Annotated in this window: 16 protein-coding genes; 5 read left to right on the plus strand and 11 right to left on the minus strand. The window is 64.1% G+C overall.

Features of this window, described 5'->3' with window-relative positions; translation table 11 throughout:
- Positions 1-280: 280 nt before the first annotated feature.
- Both AKJ09_RS31025 and AKJ09_RS31030 read right to left on the minus strand, forming a co-directional pair.
- Entirely contained in the window at positions 281-736 is a 456-nt protein-coding gene (locus tag AKJ09_RS31025; protein WP_146651473.1) for a serine hydrolase, read from the minus strand.
- A gap of 79 nt (positions 737-815) precedes the next feature.
- A complete protein-coding gene (locus AKJ09_RS31030) occupies positions 816-1,472 on the minus strand; it encodes a TetR/AcrR family transcriptional regulator (RefSeq protein ID WP_146651474.1) in 657 nt (218 codons plus the stop codon).
- A gap of 14 nt (positions 1,473-1,486) precedes the next feature.
- Here AKJ09_RS31030 and AKJ09_RS31035 point away from each other — a divergent pair, with 14 nt between their 5' ends.
- Entirely contained in the window at positions 1,487-2,302 is an 816-nt protein-coding gene (locus tag AKJ09_RS31035) for an SDR family NAD(P)-dependent oxidoreductase (RefSeq protein WP_146651475.1), read from the plus strand.
- Between the two features lie 204 nt (positions 2,303-2,506).
- On the opposite strand, the gene AKJ09_RS31040 is transcribed toward AKJ09_RS31035, so the two are convergent.
- The 3 genes from AKJ09_RS31040 to AKJ09_RS31050 form a co-directional block, all read right to left on the minus strand.
- The gene (locus tag AKJ09_RS31040) at positions 2,507-2,716 is read right to left on the minus strand and encodes a hypothetical protein (protein WP_146651476.1); all 210 of its coding nucleotides are present in this window, start codon (positions 2,714-2,716) and stop codon (positions 2,507-2,509) included.
- Positions 2,713-2,949 (minus strand): addiction module protein, encoded by a 237-nt coding sequence (locus AKJ09_RS31045; protein ID WP_169928012.1) that lies wholly within the window; start codon positions 2,947-2,949, stop codon positions 2,713-2,715. Before AKJ09_RS31045 ends, AKJ09_RS31040 begins: the two co-directional genes overlap by 4 nt.
- A gap of 191 nt (positions 2,950-3,140) precedes the next feature.
- On the minus strand, positions 3,141-4,451 hold the full coding sequence (locus tag AKJ09_RS31050) for an HNH endonuclease (protein WP_146651478.1): 1,311 nt from the start codon (positions 4,449-4,451) through the stop codon (positions 3,141-3,143).
- Between the two features lie 1,141 nt (positions 4,452-5,592).
- Here AKJ09_RS31050 and AKJ09_RS31055 point away from each other — a divergent pair.
- The 3 genes from AKJ09_RS31055 (at position 5,593) to AKJ09_RS31065 (ending at position 7,818) form a co-directional block, all read left to right on the plus strand.
- On the plus strand, positions 5,593-6,864 hold the full coding sequence (locus AKJ09_RS31055; protein WP_146651479.1) for a Kelch repeat-containing protein: 1,272 nt from the start codon (positions 5,593-5,595) through the stop codon (positions 6,862-6,864).
- Positions 6,865-6,938: 74 nt separating this feature from the next.
- The gene (locus AKJ09_RS31060) at positions 6,939-7,304 is read left to right on the plus strand and encodes an ArsR/SmtB family transcription factor (RefSeq protein WP_146651480.1); all 366 of its coding nucleotides are present in this window, start codon (positions 6,939-6,941) and stop codon (positions 7,302-7,304) included.
- Positions 7,305-7,314: 10 nt separating this feature from the next.
- The gene (locus AKJ09_RS31065) at positions 7,315-7,818 is read left to right on the plus strand and encodes an SRPBCC family protein (protein WP_146651481.1); all 504 of its coding nucleotides are present in this window, start codon (positions 7,315-7,317) and stop codon (positions 7,816-7,818) included.
- A gap of 39 nt (positions 7,819-7,857) precedes the next feature.
- Here the strand turns inward: AKJ09_RS31065 and AKJ09_RS31070 are convergent, their stop codons facing one another.
- Positions 7,858-8,346 carry a hypothetical protein gene (locus AKJ09_RS31070; protein ID WP_146651482.1) on the minus strand — a complete coding sequence of 163 codons (489 nt, stop codon included), beginning with the start codon at positions 8,344-8,346 and terminating at the stop codon, positions 7,858-7,860.
- A gap of 70 nt (positions 8,347-8,416) precedes the next feature.
- A complete protein-coding gene (locus tag AKJ09_RS31075) occupies positions 8,417-9,793 on the minus strand; it encodes a hypothetical protein (protein ID WP_146651483.1) in 1,377 nt (458 codons plus the stop codon).
- Positions 9,794-10,887: 1,094 nt separating this feature from the next.
- On the opposite strand from AKJ09_RS31075, the gene AKJ09_RS31080 reads away from it, so the two are divergent.
- Positions 10,888-13,452, plus strand: coding sequence for a tectonin domain-containing protein (locus tag AKJ09_RS31080; protein WP_146651484.1), 2,565 nt, complete (start codon positions 10,888-10,890; stop codon positions 13,450-13,452).
- Between the two features lie 419 nt (positions 13,453-13,871).
- Here AKJ09_RS31080 and AKJ09_RS31085 read toward each other — a convergent pair whose 3' ends face one another.
- The 4 genes from AKJ09_RS31085 to AKJ09_RS31100 all read right to left on the minus strand — a co-directional run bounded on the left by AKJ09_RS31085 (position 13,872) and on the right by AKJ09_RS31100 (position 16,643).
- Positions 13,872-14,780 carry a hypothetical protein gene (locus tag AKJ09_RS31085; RefSeq protein ID WP_146651485.1) on the minus strand — a complete coding sequence of 303 codons (909 nt, stop codon included), beginning with the start codon at positions 14,778-14,780 and terminating at the stop codon, positions 13,872-13,874.
- A 169-nt stretch (positions 14,781-14,949) separates the two neighbouring features.
- A complete protein-coding gene (locus tag AKJ09_RS31090; RefSeq protein WP_146651486.1) occupies positions 14,950-15,426 on the minus strand; it encodes a hypothetical protein in 477 nt (158 codons plus the stop codon).
- Positions 15,413-16,111, minus strand: a complete 699-nt coding sequence (locus AKJ09_RS31095) for a hypothetical protein (RefSeq protein WP_146651487.1) — start codon at positions 16,109-16,111, stop codon at positions 15,413-15,415. The genes AKJ09_RS31090 and AKJ09_RS31095 overlap by 14 nt, the downstream gene beginning before the upstream one ends.
- Positions 16,112-16,130: 19 nt before the next feature.
- On the minus strand, positions 16,131-16,643 hold the full coding sequence (locus AKJ09_RS31100; RefSeq protein ID WP_146651488.1) for a TolB-like translocation protein: 513 nt from the start codon (positions 16,641-16,643) through the stop codon (positions 16,131-16,133).
- Between the last annotated feature and the right edge of the window lie 152 nt (positions 16,644-16,795).

Raw genomic sequence — 16,795 nt, forward strand, 5'->3', positions numbered from 1 at the left:
TCGCCCCGCGCAACAGGAGCGAAGCCTCGGCTCGCAGTGAGCTGGGGCTTCGTGCGTGCCGCATAGGGCCAATCCCGCCGAGCGCGGGGGCCCGCGCTTTGTGGATCTGAGCCGGCGCTAAGAACGTGAGGGGGCGAGGAGTGCTGTCGAAATGGAACTCACCGTCGCTACCGACGGCGACGTCGAGGTGATCGCCAGAGGCGAGCGTCACCTCGAGCTCGTGGATGACCGCTTCAGCGCGTCCGTGGAGCGAGGAGCTGTCGGCGGGTGCGCAAGAGATCTACGGTGCAGGCACCGCGTTCAACGTGCCGCGGACCACGTCAGCGAAGGCGGCTCCTTCGCCTTGGTCTCGTTGCTTTGGCACATGCGGGAGTCCGCTTCGGTGTTGGACGAGCTGGCGCACCGTGATCGTTCCCGCGCGATCGATGACGCCCTTGTCGACGAGCTTCACGCCGGGCAGATGCTTCGAGACAGGATCGTCGAGCCCGATCGCCTTGGCGTGTGCAAGGCTCACGATGCGTGCGGCCGTCAGAACTTTGCTCACGCTCGCGACGTTGAATCGTGAGTCATTCGTTGCAGGCGATCCGCCTTCCCAAAGGGGCCCGAGCACAGCGGTACTTTCGACGGCGCCGATTACGCCCGTAGTTGCAGCAGCCGTTCCGAATGGCGATTCAACGAGCGGCGCGATCGCATTCGCCAGCCGAGCATGAAGTCGTTGTTGTTCATCCGTGGACACGACGTTCCCTCCGTCAGCCTCCTTGGCTGCGACGTTCCCCTCCGGGACATGCCCAGTGCCCGTTTCGTCGAACGGAGACTTACCTACTGGTCTCCGATGCGGACTTCGTTGCGCGATCCTGCTTCTTACAGCGCTCGATGTAGCCCATCGCGATCGAGCAGAGCTCGTCGACGAACTCCGTAGAGTTCAGCAGCGAGGGGCGATGCTTCGCCGCGTACACGACTGGACCGTCGAGCGCTGCCAGCAACATTGCTGCGCGCATCGGCGCCTGCTTCACCGGGAGAAGCGGCAGGAGCACGTCGACGAGCGGCCCCAGTGCATCCCGATCCGCCTCGGAGAACGCAAGCCTGTACGAACGCATTGAGTGCTTGATCGCGAGCGTCGTGGTGATGATCGCGCGGATTCCTTCCTCGACCGGACGACCTCGATGCGCGCTTGTAACGGCGGACAACGTTGCGAGCATCCTCTGTCGATCGAGTTCGCGCAGCGCGGCCACCAGTGACGCCTTGTCCTGAAAATACTGGTAGAGCGTGCCCACCGAGACGCCGGCGCGTTCGGCCACTCGCGTGGTGGTCAGCTTCTGAAGTCCAACGTTGTCCAGAACCTGAAGGGTCGCTTCGAGGATCGCATCGACAGTGGCCTGCGAGCGGGCTTGAAGAGGCTGTTTTCGCTCACCGTGCTTGGCGCGCGAGAGCGCTGGATCGAAAGCGAATACCAAGCTCGGAGGTTTCTTCATATTCCTAACGGTACATGACGACAGGCGACACAAGCAGCCTCGGCGGCAAGACCTTCCTCGTGACCGGCGCAACCTCCGGTGTTGGGCTCGCCACGGTGCGCGGTCTCGTCGCGCGAGGTGCGGAGGTTCTCGGCGCGAGTCGTTCCGGTGCAAAGGGCGATGCGACGCGCGGCATCTCGCTCGATCTGACGGTCCCCAGCTCGATCCGTCGCGTGCAAGCTGAGCTCACGTCGTCGCGCGCGCACATCGATGGGCTCGTGCACGCGGCGGGCGGTTTCTATTGGGAGCCGTCTGCCACGGAGTTCGGCGTCGACCGCGCTTGGGCGGTGAATTACCTCGGCCACGTGATGTTGACACGCGCGCTATGGTCGCTGCTCGAGGCTGCGCCGCGTGGTCGTGTCGCCACGGTCGCCGGCAATCCCCGGTTGGTCCGGCGCGCCAAGCTCGACTCGAGCGCGATCGAGCGCACCTCCGGTGGTGCGTTCGAGGTCGCGGGCCAGGCGCTCGCCGCGCGCGTAGCGTGGACGAGCAGGCTTGCGCGTCGGACAGCTGGCACCCGCGTGACCGTGCTTTGCTTCCATCCCGGCTCGGTGCGCTCCAACCTCGGCGCCGACGGTCCTTGGTGGTGGCGCGCGCTCGGCCCGCTCTGGCAGACGTTCGCCTCACCGACTTGCAACATCGCCGTGAGCGCAGCGAGCGATCCTTCGCTCGGCGAGATGAACGGTGCGCTCGTCGATCCGAGCGGCCGCGCACATCGCTTCGACGATCTCGATGCTGCGCTCGGCGACGCGCTCGAGACGGAGACCGATCGTCTCCTCTCGAAGCTTTAGCTCGAACCATCGTCGAGAGCGCCGCTTTACGGATCTGAACCGGCGCTACGAATCGTGAGGTGGACAGGAGTGATGTCGAAATGGATGAGCGGCTCGAAACCCGTCGCTACGTGTTCCGCGCCCGTCCGACCCAGTACCCAGGCCTCCGGCGCGCGTGAGCGATCGCGATGACGACCACGTTGTCGTGCTCGACGGAGAAGATGATCACGTAGGGAAATCGCCGGACGACCTTCTTCCGATACGGCGGTCCCGCCGCCACGTGGCGCACGAGAGAGGCGCGGCCAGGATCTCTTCGAACGCGCCGTCGATGCTGGCGACGAGCTCGACGCCGAGGCCCGCGCGGCGCGCCTCGTACCACTCCGCGGCGGCCGCGAGTTCCTCCTCGGCCTCCGGCGCGACGCGGAGGCGTGTCACGTACGCCCGAGGCGCTTCAGGATCCGCGACCGCACGTCGGTCCAGTCCGCACCCGACTCGCCACGGCTCTTGGCCGCATCGACGCGCCGGTCGAGCTCCCCGAGCCACGCCGCCTCCCAGCCCGCGTCCGGTGGACCGTCGACGCTGGCGATGATCTCGGACGCGAGCTCGAGGCGCTCGTCCTCCGGCAGTGCCAACACGTCCTCCAGGAGCTTTCGGGCCGCGTCACTCATGCCGACCATTCTAGCTCACGAGCAGGCTTCATGCCGCGAGCCTCGCCGCTGAGCTCGACCCATCTCGCAAAACACCGGATGAATCCCCCCCGCGCAAACGAAGAGCCTAGAGCTCTGTCCTCTTTCGGCGCGAGGGAAGCGACGTCAGGGAAGCGAAGTCGAGCGCAAGCCAGCAACGTCTCACGTGCGAGTCATGTGAGGATGCCGAGGGCTTCTCGAACGAGGGTCTCGATCGGTCGCCGCCATGGCTCGTCGCACTCCTTTCTGTCGATGACGAAGAGGGCGCGGTCGGCTTCGGCGCTACGGAAGCCCAGCGAGAAGAGCGCGGTGCGCACGTGTTTCCGCGCGTCGGCGTCTCGCCTCTGCTCGGGCGCCACGTGGCTCGCCTCGACAGCAAGGCCATCGATGGCCGACGGCGAGGCCGTGGAGGTGGTCGTCCTCGTTGCTTCCAACTTTCGCTGGGAGAAGTCGGCCGGTCCGGAGACGGGCGTGCTGCGATCTCCTCGGAGCGATGGGCCCTTACGACGAGTGCGGACCCGGGCTTCGACGTGCGCGCGACCGAACACTCGCTCGGCAGCGTCGTGGTTGTGCGCTCGGCAAAAGACGCGGAGGTTTTCGGCCTCGCCGCTGCCACCGAGCGCTCGGGGCGTGACGTGGTCGAGTTCGAGAAACGAGCGCGCCGGACAGCGTCCGCCGTTTTCGCCGACGAACGAACATTGCATACCGTCACGCTCGAACGCTTCCCGACGGGCCGCGCGCGTCACGTAGCCGTGCTTCGCCGACGGCTTACGGCCGCGCGCTCGCGAGCTCGTACCGAGTTTCTCCTTCGAGAGCTTCTCGATGAGCAGCTCGACGGCTCGTTCGACGATGGTCGCGAGATCCCCACTCGGATTCTGGTGACTCATGAGAGCGCGCGCGAGCTCCAGCTTGTCGCGAAGGGCCTCATTGGCCGTGAGTTGCACTCTGTAGCGACGCTCCGCGAGGGCCTTTAGCTGCGGTGGCGACGACTGCGACGCCGTCGTGAACGGTTCTTGCGACGAAGCGGCCGAGGAAGACGGTCGGCGCTCCGGCAGCTTCCGAATCGACGCTCGGACGTCGGGCTTCGGCGCCATTCGCGCCACGAGCTCCTCGACCTCGCGCTTCGTCTTGCCGCTCGCGGCAGCGACGATCTCGTCGACATTCTCCTCCGTGAGAGCGTCACGCAGAAGCACGAGACTCGAGAGATGGATTTGGCCCGAGGCAATGGCATCCAGCAGCACTGGCAAGCGCCGAACGAGACGCGCCGCCGTGAGCCTTCGAAACGCTTCTCCCTCGCTGAAGCCGAGCCTGCGTGTGCAGAAGTCGAACATCGACGAACACGCGAGCTCGAGATGGAGTCGACGCTCTTCGATCTCGACGAGATAGACGATCATCCTCGCGAGCGACTGCCTCTCCACGCCGACGAACGACCTCAGGTCGACGAGAATCGCTTCATTCGACAGTGTCGCGAGAAGTCTCGGCATCGTGTCCGCAGGTCTGATCCCGTTCACTCATACGCCCCTCCCTGGTCCCCCGCACCCTGCGAGCACGAGGTCTGGAAACCTAATCACAGAATACGTGTTCGCAAGTTCACTATTGAACTCGCATTCCTTATAAATGCGTTCTGTAATACCTCACGATGTCGTTGCTGGTTCATCGCTCATGAGCTCGAACGCTTCCTCCACGCCTTCGGAACGAGGCTTCCCTCGCACTGTGAAGAAGCAACGGCGCGCCATAACGCCCAACCCGGTCAAAGAGGTCGCCGCAAGTGAAGGGCATTGTGTCTGGACCGCGAAGGCTGCCACCGTGTCCGTCGTAGACGGCACGAGCCCGATCTGGTGCATGGACTTCGGTGCACGACGCAGCGGTGGACTTCCTGGCGCCGCGCGCGGAGAGAATCGGGATCGATCGTGAGATCGCTCTTTCGCCGTACTCGTGGATTCCCCCGATCGTGAGGTTTACGAGTCGGCGCGGTCCAAACAGACGACGGCTACGAGCGGAAAAGGCGCGGCGTAGCGCGGGCCCAACATCGACGATCATCATCGCAATACCCCCGCCATCATCGGACACCGACTGACGGTGCATCTTGGTGCCGGTCCTGCGTCGCTGGCGCCACTGCAATCGCAGACGAGGCAGTCGGCTGCCGTCGGGCACGCGGGGCCTCTGTCTTCGATAGCGCTCGACATCGCAGGTGCCCCTCGGCACGTCGTAACGACGAGAGCGGTCGCGATCATGAGCACGGCGCGCATCAGGGGCTCAGATTTGCGCGTCGGATGACGATGCCACCCGGGGATTCTCATGCGCGTAGGTACCTCGACGCGCGTGACGTGGAGATCGCGTGCCTCCAGAAGGATCTTCAGCGCGCGACGGCTCGGGAGCGTCGGGCGTCCGCTAGCGCAGTGGTTTCGTCATGTAGTGCACGCGATGCCCGGCGCTTCGCGTGCCACGCGGATATCGGCGCGTTCGAATAGGACACGTGTGAACTAAAATGGCTGTCAGTGCATTGACGGAAATCGCGTAAGGATCGTGACGCGAGCGTCTCGTTTGCTTCGGCCTGACGACACAAGGTTTTGCAAATCAGTTTAGTTTGCCAATGGTGGCATTCGTCGTGCAGTCGGCCCGGCCATGAATTGGAAATGGCTTCCGGTGGGCGTCGTGTCTCTACTCCTCGTCGCGTGCAGCAAGTCCGATGGGGACACCACCCGCTCATCGACGACGGGTAAGGATGAGGATCGGGGAATCGATGCCGCGCCACGGCCGCTCGCGGCGGATCCGACCTCTTGGCGAAAGACGGGTGACCTCACGACGGCTCGATACGGACACACCGCGACGCTGCTCTCGGACGGGACCGTCCTCGTCGTCGGTGGCGAGAATGCCAAGCGTGCCATGATGGCGTCGGTCGAAATCTTCGACCCGCAGACGGAAACCTGGCGAGACGGACCATCACTGCCAGAGCCTCGCTCGAATCACGTGGCAGTGGCTCTGGTCGGCGGGAAAGTGCTCGTCGTCGGCGGGGGGAAGAACGCCCCCATCGGCCAGCCGCTCGGTGAGGGGGTGACCGCTTCGGCGCTTCTCTTCGATCCGGCCAGTGGCGCATTCAGCGCCACGGGGCAGATGCATCACGCGCGGAGTCACTTTCGCGCCGTGCGCTTGCCGTCAGGGCAAGTGCTCGTTGCCGGCGGAGGTGGCGACGTGCAGGAGAGCCCAACCGACTGCGCCGGCTCACCTTATTGCGGTCCCTTCGGCAAGGCCCAGGCGAGCGCAGAGATCTACGATCCCGCCTCCGGCGAATGGAGCGAGGTGGCGTCGATGGCAACGGCCCGTTACTCGTTCTCGATGACGGCGCTGTCCTCGGGGCGAGCGCTCGTCGTCGGTGGGGTCAATGCCCAAGCGGAAGGCTTTGCCAGTACCGAGCTCTATGATCCAGAGACGAACACCTGGTCGAACGGACCTCCTCTCGACTCGCCGCGCGAGCATCATTCGGCGACATTGCTCGGGACGGGGCGGGTCCTCGTGGCGGGTGGTAAGAATCCGAACGTGACGCCGCTCGCGAGCGTCGTGCTCTTCGATCCGGCCACGCCGTCTTGGACGGACACCCGCAAGCTCGCAAGCCCCCGCACCGTGCCGGGCCTGGTCGCGCTCGAGAGTGGCCACGCGCTCGTTGCCGGCGGGTTCGACCAGCTCGCGCAAGTCGCGGGGAAGCCAGCCTATGTCGACGAGGCGCTCATCTACGACGACACCACGAAGGGATGGTCGACCATCGCCCCGCTCGGAACCGGCCGTCTTTACCATTCGCTAACGCTTCTTGCCGATGGACGTGTGCTCGTCGTCGGCGGGCTCTCCGCGGAAGGGGAGCTGGCAACGTGTGAAGTCTCCGAGGCGACCGCGACACCCTAAAACAGGCTCGCGTAGCGGCGTGTGCTCGTCGGCCCCTTGCGTGCCGTCGATCCGTGCGTTAGATAGTGAACCACATGGTTCAGTATCAGCCGGCCCACCTCGATGCCTCGTTCGCCGCGCTCTCGGATGCCACCCGACGTGGCGTTTTGGAGCAGCTCGGACGTGCCGATGCTTCGATCACCGAGCTCGCCGACAAGTTCCACATGACCCTCACGGGCATGAAGAAGCACGTCGGCGTCTTGGAGGAGGCCGGCCTCGTCACCACGGAGAAGGTGGGGCGTGTGCGGACCTGCAAGCTCGGCCCGCGCCGCCTTGAAGAAGAGACGGCCTGGATCGAGAGGTACCGCCAGCTCTGGGCCGCGCGCTTCGATGAGTTGGACAACGTTCTCGAGGAACTGACACGCAAGGAGAAGGTCGATGGACGCAAGAATGGAAAATGAGGCCGCCCCCATGAAGAACCCCACGACGTCGGAGCGGAAGTCCGACCGTGAGCTCGTCGTCACGCGAACCTTCAACGCCCCGGCGCGCCTCGTGTTCAAGGCGTGGACCACGCCCGAGCTGCTCATGCAGTGGTGGGCACCGAAGTCGTTTGGCGTGTCCATGATTTCCTGCGAAGTCGATGCTCGCGTGGGCGGGAGCTACCGCTTCGTGTTCGTGGTCGGCAACGACGCCTCGAAGCCCATGCCGTTCTTCGGCAAGTACCTCGAAGTAAAACCCCACTCGCGCCTCGTCTGGACGAACGAGGAAGGCGACGAAGGTGGCGCCATCACCACCGCGACCTTCGAGGAAAAAAGCGGCAAGACGCTGCTGACCCTGCACGACCTCTATCCCTCGAAGGAAGCTCTCGACGCCGCCATCGCCTCCGGCAGCACGGGCGGAATGTGCGAGACGTGCAACCAACTCGACGAGCTCCTCGCCACGCTGGGCACGTCGGCCACGCCGGCCGCTTCCTGACGTCAGCTCGGGAACGCCGCGAAAGAGCGTCCCCGCGAACTAGAAAGGCCGCTGAATCGGAGCTCCCGCTTCAGCGGCTTCCGTTAGCGCCGCGAGCATCTGGTCGATCACCTCGTCGCGGGTCTCTGGGATCAGTCCGTCGTCCGCAAGGTCGAGGGCATCGGAAGCCCACCACGCGAGCGATTGAAGCTTCCGGTCAGGAAGCTCGTCCGCTTGCGCGAGCCGATAGAGCGCCGAGGCGATACGGTCAGCGCGCGTGCGATCCTCGGCAAGCCCCTGCGCGAGCCGGTGCACCACTCTGCCGCGGACCCAATCGTGGTCAATGGCACCGGGAACCTCGCGAAGCGCACCCACGACGTTCGGCTTATCGCTCGATCCCATCGTGGCTAGTTCGCACACCGACCAATGAGGCTGCTCTTCGGCCTCGATGACCGAGTGGGCCCACGCGACGACATCCGCCACGCTGACCGCGCCGATCTCGAGCGACGCGGCGAGTGCCTCGGCTTCGTTCCTGAGATTCTCGGACACCTTCAACCTACTTGCGAGGCCCCTCTCGGGTGACGAACTGGGGCCTCGGCTTGCTACGGCTTGCGGTTGGCTACTCTTGGGGATCGGTCTCTTCGATGGTCGGTGACACGAAGAGCACGTTCTGCTTTGCGCGATCGATCTTCACGAGCACCTTGAATTGCGACGTCTTCCCGTCACCATTCAGGTCGCCTCGCGCGATGATCTCGGCGCTCTCGCCGTCTTTCGCGGCTTTGACTTCGTATTGATAGTACTGCGGCGACGTCATTTCGAAGTGCAGCGGCGCCCAGGCCTTCCAATCGGCGGCCTGGGTCGTGACCTTCACGCCCTTCGGAATCGTCTTCGGCACGGCGGGGTACGAAACCAACTTCCGCTTCGCGCGTGGTTTCCCAGGCACGGGCTCGCTCTCCCAATTGGCGACCAGGTCTTTCGCGATTCGCCCGATCGTGTTCTTCGCTTCGGCCGACTTGGCGCTCGTCATGTAACTACGGACGCCGCCCACGGCTGCGGCTGCCAAGGCGCCAAGGTCGCGGCCTTGGTCGGCGGGCGACTCGACGAGCTCGAACGAACAGGCGAGCTGCTTGCCGTTGCGATCACAAGAGAGCGCCTTGCTCAGGCGAGCCCTCGTCGCATCGTTCATCGATTTGTCTGCCGGGAGCATCGCCGAGAGCATTCCCTGGCCCTGCGCTACTTTCCCTTGGACCATCTTCGCGAACGATTCGTCCGGAAACTCGATCGTGCCTCCAACGCGGAAACGTTCGTCCGACGCAAGGACGGAACCTTTCGTGATCATCCCGTCGTCCCCGCCGGACCAGACCAAGTATTCGTCCTTCGCGAGCTTGATGCGCGAGAGGCCCGCTCCGCTGCCTTTCCCGGCGAGCGCGCTCTCGACGAGTGCCTGCGGGCCATTCACCATGACTCCGGGCGCAATCGCGAGAACGGCGTCGCGGTCGCTCCACGCGACATCGGCACCGGCAACCTTCGCCGGCGACTGCTTCTGGTCGGGGAGGAGTCGGACACACGCCTCGACGCGCTTCGTCGCCGCAGGATCGAATCGAAGGATGGTGAGGTCACCTTCGGAGCTGCTACCCATGGCGAACTCGCGCACGCCCGGAACGAGATCGTCGATGCATTTGCGACTCTCGGCGGGAAGATCACCGGCGAGCCCGACGACGTTCTTGATGACGTTCGCACCGAGAGCGCTGCCGAAGAGTCCCTGCAAATCGGCATACACGACGACCGTCGGATCAGCCCCGTAGGACCAATTCTTGACGAGTGCGTCCGAGGGCGAACGGCTCGGAGCGGCGTCGACTGTTTTCCCAGAGGCGACGACGCCGCCATTCGAGCCATCCGAGCTACCTGACGGCGCGACGGGCGCGGACGGCGGAGCGCCACCGCCACAACCTACCAAAGCAAGAACGAACGCGAGTGCAGTTCTTCGATGAACCATGCGGGGAGACTAATGCGTCCCCGGCCAAGCGCGACGCGAATTGATACAACGCTCGAAAGCACTTCGCGGAGAGGCGCTCGGGCCCTCCTCCAAATAGGCTGAGGACGCGACCTGCGTGTTGCCCATCTAACCGCCCGATGCTTTTCGTTTTGGTGGCGTGTTCCGGTGACGAAGCGGCGCCCGCCGTGGACTCCGGCAGAAGTAGCAGAAGGCGGAGTTACCGTCGCCTCGATTGTCCGCCGACGACTGGATGGTCGCACCGGCCGTGACGCTGGCCCCGGCCGCAAGCTACAACGCGACTTGGACAGCTAGCGCCGATGACCCGGCGTACCCCGACGGATACGAAGTCCGCGTCTTCCCGTCGGCGCCGACCCTGGCCAACCTGAACGACAGCACGGTTGTTTGTCGACGGCCCACGAGGACGATCGCGGGACCTGCGCACCGCGGACTTGACGCCCTACAGGGGCAACATGGTCTGGGTCGCTTGGCGCAACAACAGCGACGACCAGTTCATACCCGTCGTGAACGACATCAAGGTGTTCTGCAACTGAGCGGACTCCGGCGCGCCCTCGAGGCACGGTCGCGATTCCTGCCGCTCATCACTTTGCCTGTGAGTGCCCGGTCTGCACAGCGGCGCACGAGGTCGTTCTTGCGACGGAGCGCAATCCTGCGGAGAGGGCGCTCCGATGCGTTGCAGCGTGAGCCAACCTTGGCATCTACCGATACTGGTTCGGCGTTCGATGGTGTGGGAGCGAGCCACACTCAATTTGAAGCATCATCCCCAGGGAGGATGTTCGAACGCACTGATGCGCGTGTAACGTCTGTCGCGAAAATTCGTTCGCGCAGCAGTTGCAATCACGAACTGCATCTGACCTGCCGGCAGCGTTCCGCCCGAGTATTTGCCGAAAAGACGATACTCCTGATCACTTTTGCTGGGGCACGAGCATCGGGTTCCGAATGCATCGAGCAGATGTAGGGAGGGGGCATCGTCTGCGGTGAGTATTGAGCTCTCGGCAATTCGCTGACCATTTCCGCCCGAGACGCCCGGCGAGTGGCTATTCGCTCGGCAGTCTCGAGCGAGACGGAGAATTTATATGTGGACGAAGCAATTTTTCGGCATTGCGGCCTGCGCCGTAGCCGCTGGTACTACATCATGTTCTGACAAGGGCCCCTCCAGCAATATGGAGGAAGAAACCAAATCGGCTTCTGCGGCCATTATCAACGGCTCAATTGTTACCCAGAATCCGAACGGAATTGTCGCGGTATATCATAACTACTCGCGACCTTGCACCGGCACCTACCTCGGAAATCAATGGGTCGTTACGGCCCAGCACTGTGTGGAGGACGAAGGAAACTACCAGGGCGCGCCCGAGGTAATTCCAGCAGACTTGTTCGTCACTACTGCCCTATCGCCGGGCGCCGCAAGACCGTCGCCCGCGTCGTTGCAGCCCGGAACCTATTCAGCTGTCTCGCGGTACACGACCTTCGATACCAAGAGGAATCCCTCTACAGGGTTCTACAATACCGACGTGGCACTGTTGCGGCTGACCGAACCGTTGGTTGGGGTCACGCCTGCCGGTCGCACCAATTTGAGCAATCTGCAGGGACAGCAACTGGCGTGTTACGGATACGGTCGCAATCAGCTGTTGGCGAATACACCCCCAGGTGATGCGACGAGCGGGGCCGGCACACTGCGCTCTGCGTCTCTATCGGTCATAGGTTTGGCGTCGTGGGATCTTGACCTCGGAATCAATTTAGGTCAGCAGATGATCTATCACGGGGACTCCGGCGGTCCGTGCTTTCTCCAAGGGCCTGGTGGACCAGAGCTAGTCTCCGTAGCGAGAAATGTTGACAGCAACGTGACGCCCACCCGCGCGACCGTTGTGTCGATCGCACGAGATACGCCTTGGTCGAACTGGCTCGACGCACCACCACGTGAAAGCTGCCGATCGGCACCGAGCATTCAAAAGGTGCGCAGTGATCTTGCAAGCGCGTGGAAGAATGGCGACTCGACGTCAATTGCGATGTACCCCTCCAACGTGCTCGAAACGACCACGAGTCGAGTCGGATGGTTCGAACCACCGAATCAGTTCACAGCCGGCGGATGGGCCGATTCGTCCAAGTATGCGGTCGGAGACTTCGACGGCGACGGTCGATCGGACGTTGCTACGCTATGGGAGGAACTGCGCAAAGGTACCATTGCCGTAAGGACGGCGAGCGGTGTCTCGTTTACCGTCGCGCAATGGTCGACCGGACAAGACTATTTCCGGAGTACCAGCCAGCTGCTCCCCGGAGACTTCACAGGGGACGGCATCGATGACCTAGCTATTGCCTACAACGACGGCAGTATGACGACAATCGCGGTCTATAGGTCATTCGGGTCGGCTACCGCGGGTTTCGCCGCTCCCGTGCGATGGGCGACTCGACAGCAGGGATGGGGCGATTCAGCCAAGTGGGCAGTCGGAGACTTTGACCGAGACGGTCGAGCCGATATTGCGACCGCCTGGAACAACGGTGGAAATGCTTCTATCGCGATTCGTCGTTCAATCGGCACGTCGCCGACGACGGGCTACTTCACGGTCGAGGACTGGACGCCTTCGGTTCCGGGAGGGTGGATTGACCGGAGTGAGCTGCTAGCGGGCGACTTCAACAACGACGGATTCACCGATCTCGTGACCATCTGGCCGAACGGTGGGCAGGTCGCAACTGCCGTATATTCGAGCCCCACGGGAGCCGCGCCCTTCGGTCTCAACCAATGGCCCACGTCAGGCGGCTGGATCAACGACGTCGACTGGGCCGCGGGTGACTTCGACGGTGACGGTCGTACCGACTTGGCGACCGTCTGGAATCAATACGGTCAGAACACGTTGACGGTACGTCGCTCCGTTGGCACGTCCTTCGTTGCAGACCCGCCCTGGCAGTATCCCGCCGGAACATATGTAGATTCTACCCAGTGGTGCTCCGGCAAGTTCACATCGGTGGACGGCGGAATGGTCAATGGCACCGGAACGGATGTCGGTTGCGGCACTCGGGATTGTTGGAGCCTGAGCTCGCAGGTTGCTCCGTCCGGCGGGTACTACGTCAATCGTTGGGACGGTCACGCGTGGGCTCCTGCGCCCGGCGCGGGCGTTGCGATCGACTCTGGCCCCAATGGCCCATGGCTCGTGAACAATGCAGGCTTTATCTTCCGATGGAATGGCTCGGCGTGGACGAGCATTGCCGGTGGCGCGCGAGACATCAGCGTTGGAGCCGACGGCTCGGTTTGGATTATTGGCACGACGGCTGGCACGAGCGGGGGCTACGAGGTCTGGCGCTGGACCGGTTCGGCCTGGCAGAAGATGCCGGGGGCTGGTGTGGCGATCGATGTCGGACCAAGCGGGGTGCCTTGGCTAGTGAACAGCGAGGGCAAGATCTTCCGGTGGGACGGTGCCGCGTGGAACGAGATGGGCGGCCTCGCTCGGGATGTCGCCGTCGGTGCCAACGGCTCCGTGTACATCGTTAGCCGGACGCCGAGGACTGACGGCGACGCGATCATGAAGTGGAATGGGGCGGGCTGGACCGAAGTACCTAGCAACGGTGGACGCCGTATCACGGTCCGCCCGGATGGCACGCTGCTGGTCACGACGGCTTCGAACGCCCTGCGCGTCTTGAAGCCATGACTCGCGGACGGCCAATCTAAGGTCGGAAAAGATTCGAACCGCCGCACCGTAGTGATGATCGGTGCGGCGGGCGGACTTTCGGTGTCGGAAGCCGTCGATGAGTGTGAGACACGCCGTGCGTGAGTTTAGTGAGCCGCGTCTGCCAGTGAGACCGCGGCCTCGGGCTTCGTGATCGAGGATTCGGTGAAACGTCAGCCGTCTGCTTGCCGAACGTTCCCCGGAAATCCGGCAGCGACAGCGCCATACCCCTCGCCGGAGAAGGGCTGCTGCCAGACGAGCTCTCCTGGGAGCGTGAGACATGCAACAGAGCCGAGCGCCGAGACGATGAGTTGGCCTTGGTCGAAGAGCATCGTCGCGCCCCCCGATTTGATCTTCCCCAGCTTTGGTTCACGATGCCGCAACCGCGTCGACGTGAGCGTTCAACTCGAACTCGATCGGACTGAGTGGTCGGCGAGCGCCTGTTCGAACGCGGCGAGGAAGGTGGGATCGGCGGGTGGGCGCGCGTCGCCGAGGCGGCGGCGGACCAGGAGGGCGAGGTTGTCGGCAAGGACTTCCTCGGGATGGATGGTGTACATCGAATTGCGCGCGATCTGTCGAGACCAGTCCGTCGCTTGCGGGTCGAGAAGAACGGGCGCGCCGCTGGCGTCGCGCACGACCGTGCCCGCCTGAGCGTCGATCTCGAGCAGCGTCGTGCGGACCACACCGAGCACCGACGTTCGCTCGAGCACGTCCGCGAGCGGTAGCGGGCAGGTGAGGAGAGGGACAACCGCGCGCTCCCCGAGTCGCAAGTAGTGGCCGAGCCCGTGTGCGTCGGGGTTCGTCATCCGGCAGTCGTCGAGCTCGGGCGGCGGCGCGATCGGTCCAACCGGCGCGAAGCCGAGGAGACCGTAGGTCGCGTCGCGGAATGCTCGTGACGCACGGGACGCAACGTGGAAGAGCTCGTGGGCGAGGAGGCGAAACGCGCGCTCACCTCGCAGGCTCCGGACGCGCGTTGCCGGCAGGACGATGGCGTTCGCCCGCGTATACGCGTGATCGCGCTCCTCGCGGCCCGTCGTCTTCACGACCAGCACCTCCCGCGGGAGGAGGCCGCCGATCCCACGCGCGCCCTGCGCGACTGCGGCGATTGCCTCCTCCCACGCCTCCGCTTCCTCGGCGGTGAAGTCGACCGCCTGCTCGCCGAGGAATTGCCGGAGCGTCGCGTCGTCGACCGGCGCGCTCGTGCGCATTCGGAAGGAGCGGTCGAAGCCGCCGAGCGCACGCGTGAAGTCATCCTCTGCTGCGAGGACCGCGCGGCCCTCGGATGCGCTCGCGAGTCTGAGAAGAGCCATCGCCACCAAAGGATACTCCTGCGGGGCGAGCGTGGAGTGTAGACACGTGTGAGCGCGGCCACGAAGACCCTCGATGGGCCTCGGTGAGTATCGACGCCAGCTCGAAGGACGAACGGCGGAGCTCGAGCGTCTTCTGGATGGCCTTCGTGCGTGAATCGGATAGGCGCTCTCAGTCGGTTGCGTGATTGAGGATTAGGTCCAAATCCGTCGTCCAATCGGCATTCACGTCGACGGGCGCCCATTCGTCGTGGCCCGACTCGAGTGGAAACCACTCGCCGTCCGCGTTGGCGACGATGGTGTAATGGCCCTCAGCGACCCGCAATGAAAAGAAGCCGTTCGCGTCACTCGTCGTCTCCACGACGGGAGAGATGCCTGGCGGCGGTTGAAAATCGCGCGGCGTTCCTAGTCGAATCACGGGGAAGACGACGACCCGAGTGCTCAGGGGACGAATGCGGCACCTCGTGCCGTTCGTTACGGGCATGCAGTCGCCCTCGCGAATGCGGGTCGTCCCTACGATTTGCGCGATGCGCGCCTCGCTCGCGGTGTCTCGCGTCGTCGTCTCGTTGGAGCCGCCACAACCTGCGATGACGACGAGCGATGCGCCGAGCGACACGTTTCGTGCCACGACCAAGTTAGCGACGGACATTGGCGGGCCTCCAGCTCGGAAGTGACCAATCTGGCGTATCGCCGAGCGGGGCAGGGGCGGCTTCGGACCAGTCTGCGGGTGGCAAGAGCGCGAGATGCCCTCGATGCGGAGTGGCGAGTGTACCATCCGCAGGGTTGAAGTGGCCGGCCCACGTGAAGCCGCTCGGCGTTGGGCCCAATTCGAACTCCGATGGTCTTGCCGAATAGGTTGGCAGATCGACTCGCGTAGCTTTGGGCTTCGTGGTGCGTTCCGTGAACAGCACGAAGTCACTGCTCGGCGCCCACTCCACGCCGACGGTCCCAAAGGCGCCCGTCGTTCGAAAGACCTCCGTCGCTGCCCATGGATGAGGTGTCTGAAGGTCGAGCGCGGTCCACCACGCGGTGTTCTTTTGCCAATGACCGAGGAGGAGCCAGCGCCCATCTGGCGAGGCCGCTTCGTCGAAAATCGTCGATGGATCACCGTCCGGGAGCTCCACGCGTACGGGGCTCGCGGGATCTGTCATGTCGACGAGCGCCCAATTGGCATTGTCGCGGACAACGAGCTTGGCCGAGCCCGGCAACCAGCGGTATGGCAAGCCCGCACCGAGCGAGACCTCCGTCTCCGTTTCCGGAAAGAATGCGGCGACGGACGACGTGGAGTTCGTGGTTCGACGGAAGAGCAACGCGGCAACGTTGGGGTGCCACATCCAATTCAGGCAGCTTCCTTCACCGAGGGTCGAGCTGCATCGCGGGAGTGCGCGCGAGCGTGCGGACTTCCACGGCTCCGTCGTCACGAACGATCGCAAGGTCGACGTCATGGCCATTGTCACTTCGAAGGGTCTGGAACACCAAGGCGTCGGCGGTGGGAGACCACGTGCTCCCTTCCCATCGTTCCTCGACGGCCGGAGCGTGAACGAGCTGCGGCTCGTGCCACCCGCTGTCATCGAGCCGCCGTAGCCACCGCGACGTCGGCATTCGGCCGCGATTCCAAAGCTCGCTTTCATTGACTTGATAGGTCAGCGATTCGCCATCGGGAGACCAATCGGGAACGACGAAGCCGTTCGCGTCGAGCAGTTTGCGTTCGAGCTTTCCCTCGTGGAAGCGCTGAGCGTAGAGCGCGCCGCGGTTCGTCGGTTCACGATCGAGCGTGACGAGCCAAGGGGATTCGGAGAGCGTCCGTTGCGGGACGTCTTCGACCACCGTGGGCACCTCCGCCGCTTTGCCGCCGCAGCTCGCCATGGACGACGATAGCAAGCCGATGGCCAGGCCTCCACCCAGCGCCGAGGTCCAACGTTCGAGATTTCGCGCCCTGCGAGAAGTCGGAGCACGCATTCTCGCGTCTTGTCGTTTCGGCGCCGATGAATGGGTCACGATAACCTGCAAGATTCAGC

Source organism: Labilithrix luteola (assembly GCF_001263205.1).
GTDB classification, from domain to species: Bacteria; Myxococcota_A; Polyangia; order Polyangiales; family Polyangiaceae; genus Labilithrix; species Labilithrix luteola.

Bases quoted from the DNA above. Each gene is read 5' to 3' on its own strand.
- AKJ09_RS31095 (WP_146651487.1), bottom strand. From the start codon at position 16,111: ATGTGGCACCCCAACGTTGCCGCGTTGCTCTTCCGTCGAACCACGAAC.
- AKJ09_RS31030 (WP_146651474.1), bottom strand. From the start codon at position 1,472: ATGAAGAAACCTCCGAGCTTGGTATTCGCTTTCGATCCAGCGCTCTCG.
- AKJ09_RS31085 (WP_146651485.1), bottom strand. From the start codon at position 14,780: ATGGCTCTTCTCAGACTCGCGAGCGCATCCGAGGGCCGCGCGGTCCTC.
- AKJ09_RS31075 (WP_146651483.1), bottom strand. From the start codon at position 9,793: ATGGTTCATCGAAGAACTGCACTCGCGTTCGTTCTTGCTTTGGTAGGT.
- AKJ09_RS31060 (WP_146651480.1), top strand. From the start codon at position 6,939: ATGGTTCAGTATCAGCCGGCCCACCTCGATGCCTCGTTCGCCGCGCTC.
- AKJ09_RS31050 (WP_146651478.1), bottom strand. From the start codon at position 4,451: ATGCCGAGACTTCTCGCGACACTGTCGAATGAAGCGATTCTCGTCGAC.
- AKJ09_RS31035 (WP_146651475.1), top strand. From the start codon at position 1,487: ATGACGACAGGCGACACAAGCAGCCTCGGCGGCAAGACCTTCCTCGTG.
- AKJ09_RS31055 (WP_146651479.1), top strand. From the start codon at position 5,593: ATGAATTGGAAATGGCTTCCGGTGGGCGTCGTGTCTCTACTCCTCGTC.
- AKJ09_RS31090 (WP_146651486.1), bottom strand. From the start codon at position 15,426: ATGTCCGTCGCTAACTTGGTCGTGGCACGAAACGTGTCGCTCGGCGCA.
- AKJ09_RS31100 (WP_146651488.1), bottom strand. From the start codon at position 16,643: ATGGCGAGCTGCGGCGGCAAAGCGGCGGAGGTGCCCACGGTGGTCGAA.
- AKJ09_RS31045 (WP_169928012.1), bottom strand. From the start codon at position 2,949: ATGAGTGACGCGGCCCGAAAGCTCCTGGAGGACGTGTTGGCACTGCCG.
- AKJ09_RS31065 (WP_146651481.1), top strand. From the start codon at position 7,315: ATGAAGAACCCCACGACGTCGGAGCGGAAGTCCGACCGTGAGCTCGTC.
- AKJ09_RS31080 (WP_146651484.1), top strand. From the start codon at position 10,888: ATGTGGACGAAGCAATTTTTCGGCATTGCGGCCTGCGCCGTAGCCGCT.